This is a genomic window from Flavobacterium silvisoli, from assembly GCF_004329815.1.
GTDB classification, from domain to species: domain Bacteria; phylum Bacteroidota; class Bacteroidia; order Flavobacteriales; family Flavobacteriaceae; genus Flavobacterium; species Flavobacterium silvisoli.
The window spans coordinates 1-4,900 of sequence record NZ_SJPE01000026.1; the positions used below are offsets into that span (position 1 = coordinate 1).

Annotated in this window: 3 protein-coding genes and 1 pseudogene; all 4 read left to right on the forward strand. The window is 32.3% G+C overall.

The features are described from left to right. Positions 1 to 227, forward strand: a 227-nt coding sequence (locus EZL74_RS12965) for an integrase core domain-containing protein (protein ID WP_154669988.1), incomplete at its 5' end; no start/stop codon positions are given. Between the two features lie 109 nt (positions 228 to 336). Then, positions 337 to 1,435, forward strand: a pseudogene (locus tag EZL74_RS12970) (Na+/H+ antiporter NhaA). Then, the gene (locus tag EZL74_RS12975) at positions 1,425 to 2,723 is read left to right on the forward strand and encodes a DUF389 domain-containing protein (RefSeq protein ID WP_131477089.1); all 1,299 of its coding nucleotides are present in this window, start codon (positions 1,425 to 1,427) and stop codon (positions 2,721 to 2,723) included. Before EZL74_RS12970 ends, EZL74_RS12975 begins: the two are co-directional and overlap by 11 nt. A gap of 1,776 nt (positions 2,724 to 4,499) precedes the next feature. Continuing rightward, on the forward strand, positions 4,500 to 4,900 hold a 401-nt coding region (locus EZL74_RS12985), incomplete at its 3' end, for a helix-turn-helix domain-containing protein (RefSeq protein ID WP_131477091.1).

A 4,900-nucleotide genomic window follows, 5' to 3' on the forward strand; every position in this document is an offset into this window, starting at 1 on the left:
CGTATGAAAACGCAGTAGCTGAAAGAATTAACGGAATTTTGAAGTATGAGTTCGGGCTAAAAAACACTATTAGAAATATTGAAATCGCTCAAAAAATGATAGCCGAAGCTGTAAACATATACAACAACAAACGTTTACATTGGAGTTTAGATTTAAAAACACCGCAAATAGTACACAAACAATATGATAAACAACCCTATAAATCCTATGCTAAAAAAGCAGCTTAAACTTATCAATTAATTCTGTAAATTTGATTCAATTAATAACCTAAAACGGTCAACGTATTTTAGGACATGACAACAGAACGCATAAACAATCAACCGAGAGACAAAATAAATGAAAGCAACTAAAATATTTACAGATTTTTTCAACAGCGAAAAGGCAGGCGGTCTTGTTTTAATTGCTTGCACAATTTTATCATTGACACTCGCTAACTCAAATTTTGGAACAAGTTATCACGACTTTTTCCAAAGTCAATTTGCAGGACATAGTTTTGAACATTGGATAAATGACGGACTAATGACTATTTTCTTTTTGCTCATTGGTTTGGAGCTAGAAAGAGAAATTTATCAAGGCGAACTTTCAAATATCAAAGACGCATTATTGCCTATTTTTGGAGCTTTGGGCGGAATGTTTGTACCAGCAGGAATATTTTTACTATTTAATTATGGAACTACAACGCAATCAGGTGCAGGTATTCCAATGGCGACAGATATTGCTTTTGCATTGGGAATTTTATCTCTGTTAGGTAATCGAGTACCTACTTCTCTGAAAATATTTTTGACAGCATTAGCAGTTATTGATGACTTAGGAGCAATAATAATTATTGCCATTTTTTATACCAAAACCTTACTTTGGACAAATCTTTTTATTGCATTAGGAATTTGGTTTTTATTATTTATCATTGGAAAACTAAAGATAAGAAATTTAATTCCCTACCTAATAGGCGGAGTAGTTGGCTTTTGCTATTCCATTTGGTAATGGAGACGAAAAATCAACATCCTATATTTTGCAACATTTTCTACACAAACCAGTTGCTTTTATAATTTTACCAATTTTCGCGTTAGCAAACACAGCAATAGTTTTTAGTGGAGATATAACTCAAACATTTGCAGAAAATAACAGTTTAGGAATTGCACTTGGACTAATTATTGGCAAACCTTTTGGTATTTTTCTATTCACACTTTTAGCAGTCACTTTTGGACTTTGCAAACTGCCATCAGATTTAAATTGGAAATCAATTTTTGGTGTAGGACTTTTGGCAGGAATAGGATTTACAATGTCAATTTTTGTAACCTTGCTTGCATTTGACAACGAAACAATAATAAATAACTCAAAATTAATAATTTTAATTTCCTCATTAATTGCAGGGCTTTTAGGCTTTTTTGTTCTAAATGGAATTTTAAACAAAACATATATAGACGATGAACAATAAAATTTTTGATTTTATTAGTCTTCATAATGGCGAAGAAGAACAAAAAAAAGTTTTAGAAAATATAAAATCTAATATCTCTTTTCGTGGTTCTAATTTATGGATTTTAGCTTGTGCTATTGTAATTGCATCGGTTGGTTTAAATGTAAATTCAACAGCAGTAATAATTGGTGCAATGCTTATTTCTCCATTAATGAGTCCTATCGTTGGAGCAGGTTTTGCCTTGGCAATTTATGATTTTGAACTACTAAAAAAGTCGGGGAAAAATTTATTAATAGCAACAATTGTAAGTTTAGTAGTTGCTTCAATCTATTTTTACATAAGTCCATTTAAAGAAACTCAATCAGAACTATTAGCAAGAACTTCTCCAAATATTTATGACGTTCTTATCGCTTTTTTTGGTGGCTTAGTAGGTGTTATTGCTCTAACAAGAGTAGAAAAAGGAAATCCAATTCCAGGCGTGGCTATCGCCACGGCTTTAATGCCTCCTCTTTGTACAGCAGGTTATGGTTTAGCGATAGGAAATTTTTCATATTTTTTTGGTGCATTTTATTTATACACGATTAATTGCTTTTTTATATGTATTTCTACTTTTTTGATAATTAAATATCTAAAATATGAACCTGTCAGAAGTTTGAATCCTAAATTTGAAAAACAAATTAGATATGGCATCACTTCTTTAATTTTGATTATGATAATTCCAAGTTTTTATTTAGCATATAATCTACTCAATGAAAAAAAATACGCTCAAAAAGTAGAACAATTTATCTCAAACGAGTTTACAAATAAAGGTTACACAATTATTTATAAGAACACAAAATTTAATTCAAATCCTAAAAAAATTGAAGTCGCATTTTTGACCAAAAAATTTAATGCTGAAGAAATAAAAGTGTTAAATCAAAGGTTAGTTCAATACGATATTAGCAATACAAAATTAGAAATAAAACAAGATGCAAAAGATTTAAAAAGTGAAATTTTAAATGAATTAAATAATCAAAATACAAATTTATCTGAAAAAGATGTTTTAATAAATAATCTTCAAAATGAACTTGGAGAATATAAATTTGATAATTCTGATATTCAGAAAGAATTAAAAATATTATTTCCAGAACTTAAAAATGTATCGTTTGGAAGACATTCAATAAATCAAAATACTGATAGTGCAAAAGTTCTAACAGTTGTTCTTTATCAAATTGACAATAAAAAGAAAAATGTAGATACAGAAAAAATCAGAAATTGGTTAAACCAAAAATTGAAAACAACAAATGTGAAACTAATCAAACAAGAATAAGGGCAGCAGGTAACAGCAGTTTGGCAATATGGCGGGTTTTGGGCTTAATTTAAAGTTAGTTTTGTACTTGCAAAATCAGTGTTTAATAGAAAATTTAGGCTTCCTTACTCCGCCACATCGCCAAGCTGCGAAACGTTAGCAGAGATTTTAAACCCAAACCGCAAAAGAATTGGAACAAGCGAAATTTATTCAAGACGAAAATATATTTGTTTTAATCGGTATAGAATTATTTCTTCTTGCTTTGATATATTGGTTCTATAGAAATTATTGGAAAGTTAGAGAACGAGATTACGATAACAGCGCTGATAATTATAGTTATGGATATAATAGAATGTTTTCATGGCGATTATATGTAATTGTTGGCTTAGTTTTTATAATAATATCATGGGAATTAATTAAAAGGCTAATTCATACTCTTAATTAAAAACCTCTGCTAACAGCCGTTTTGCGCTATTGCGAGTTTTGTGGTAAGTTCACGTTCATTTTTCATAAGAAATCTTATCTTAGCAGAAAATACGCCGTTCCGAAGCTCGCAACAGACGCAAAGCGGCGAAACGTTATATGATACCCTTTTCCAAACGAACCGCTTAACAGAAATTACTCAAAAGAAAAAACTGATTTTAAGGCAATAAGTTTTCAAGTAATGCGAGTAAAAGGAATAGAATTTACCAAGAAATAGAAAAACCGAAAACGTAAATACGTTAAGCCAAAACATAAAACTACCTACCCTATTTATATATATTGCAGTCTGATTTATATTTATTACAGTCCGACTTATATTTATATCAATCCAATTTGTATTAATAGTAACCAGATTTATATTTATAACTATCTGATTTATATTTATTGCAGTCCGACTTATATTTATACCTATCCTATTTGTATTTATGGCAGTCCGAATTGCATAAATAGAAAGCCGAAGTATAAATCTAAAAGGAATGGAAATAAAGGCGCAAACAAAAAAGAAAAATTAGGGCATCATATAACAGCGGTTTTACGCTATTGCGAGTTTTGTGGTAAATTCACGCTTTGTTTTCATAATAATATTTATCTTAGCCGATAGTACGCTGCTTCTTACCTCGCAACAGACGTAAAGCCGCGAAACGTTGTGCGTCAGTTTAGGGTTAATCCGAAAAAATAATCACACTTTAGATTTTAATCGCAAACAGATTTTTAGGATTCTCGGTTAAGGCTAGGAATTTTAATGAAAAATCATAGAATCTCCTGAAAGGGAGTCGAGGTATTAAAAATCAAGTAATTTCGTTTCTAACTATAAAAATACCTCCGAACGCCCTAGAGATACGTTTCCCCACCCGAGAGACGCGATTCCCCACCCGAGAGACGCGATTCCCCGCCCTAGAGATGCGATTCCCCACCCTAGAGATGCGATTCCCCGACCGAGAGAAGCGTTTCCCCACCCGAGAGATGCGTTTCCCCACCAAAGTGACGCGTTCCCCCATTTTGGTAGTTGAGCTTGCCACTGGAGTGATGAAACCTTTTCGTAAAGTCTTTAAATTGGGCAATAAGGTGATGGGATTTTGCCCTAAAGCACCATAAATTAACCAATTAAAAAACCGAACGCACAACAGCGGTTTTACGCTATCGCGAGTTTTGTGGTAAATTCACGTTCTGTTTTCGTAATAATATTTATCTTAGCCGATAGTACGCGGTTTCGTACTTCGCAACAGACGTAAAGCCGCGAAACGTTGTATGCAACCCGAAAAAACCTCTCGTCCTAAAATAGGTTGACTAAAAATTAAACACTTTTAGTAACCTATGGAAACACCAAAAAAACAACCCTGCCGAAAAAATGAGTATCAAAAAGTTAGCTTTGATCTCAAACTTTCTATCATTGCCGAAATTAATAACGGACAAATCTCTGCCAATTATGCTTCTAAAAAGTACGGTATATCCAGAGCAACGCTTGCCTATTGGACAAAGAAATTGTCTAACTTTGAAGGAAAATCCAAAGCCATGAGCAAAAACGACGAGATTAAAAAATTACGTGAACGTATCGAAGAACTGGAGTTCGTCAAAGACTTCCAACAAGACATTATTGCTGATTTCGAACATATTACCGGTGAACATCTTTCAAAAAAGTATTTGCCCGAAGCATTAGCAAAAGAGATAGAGAAAAAGCGACTAAACCTTTCAAAAGAAAGTGGCTCTATCAATGC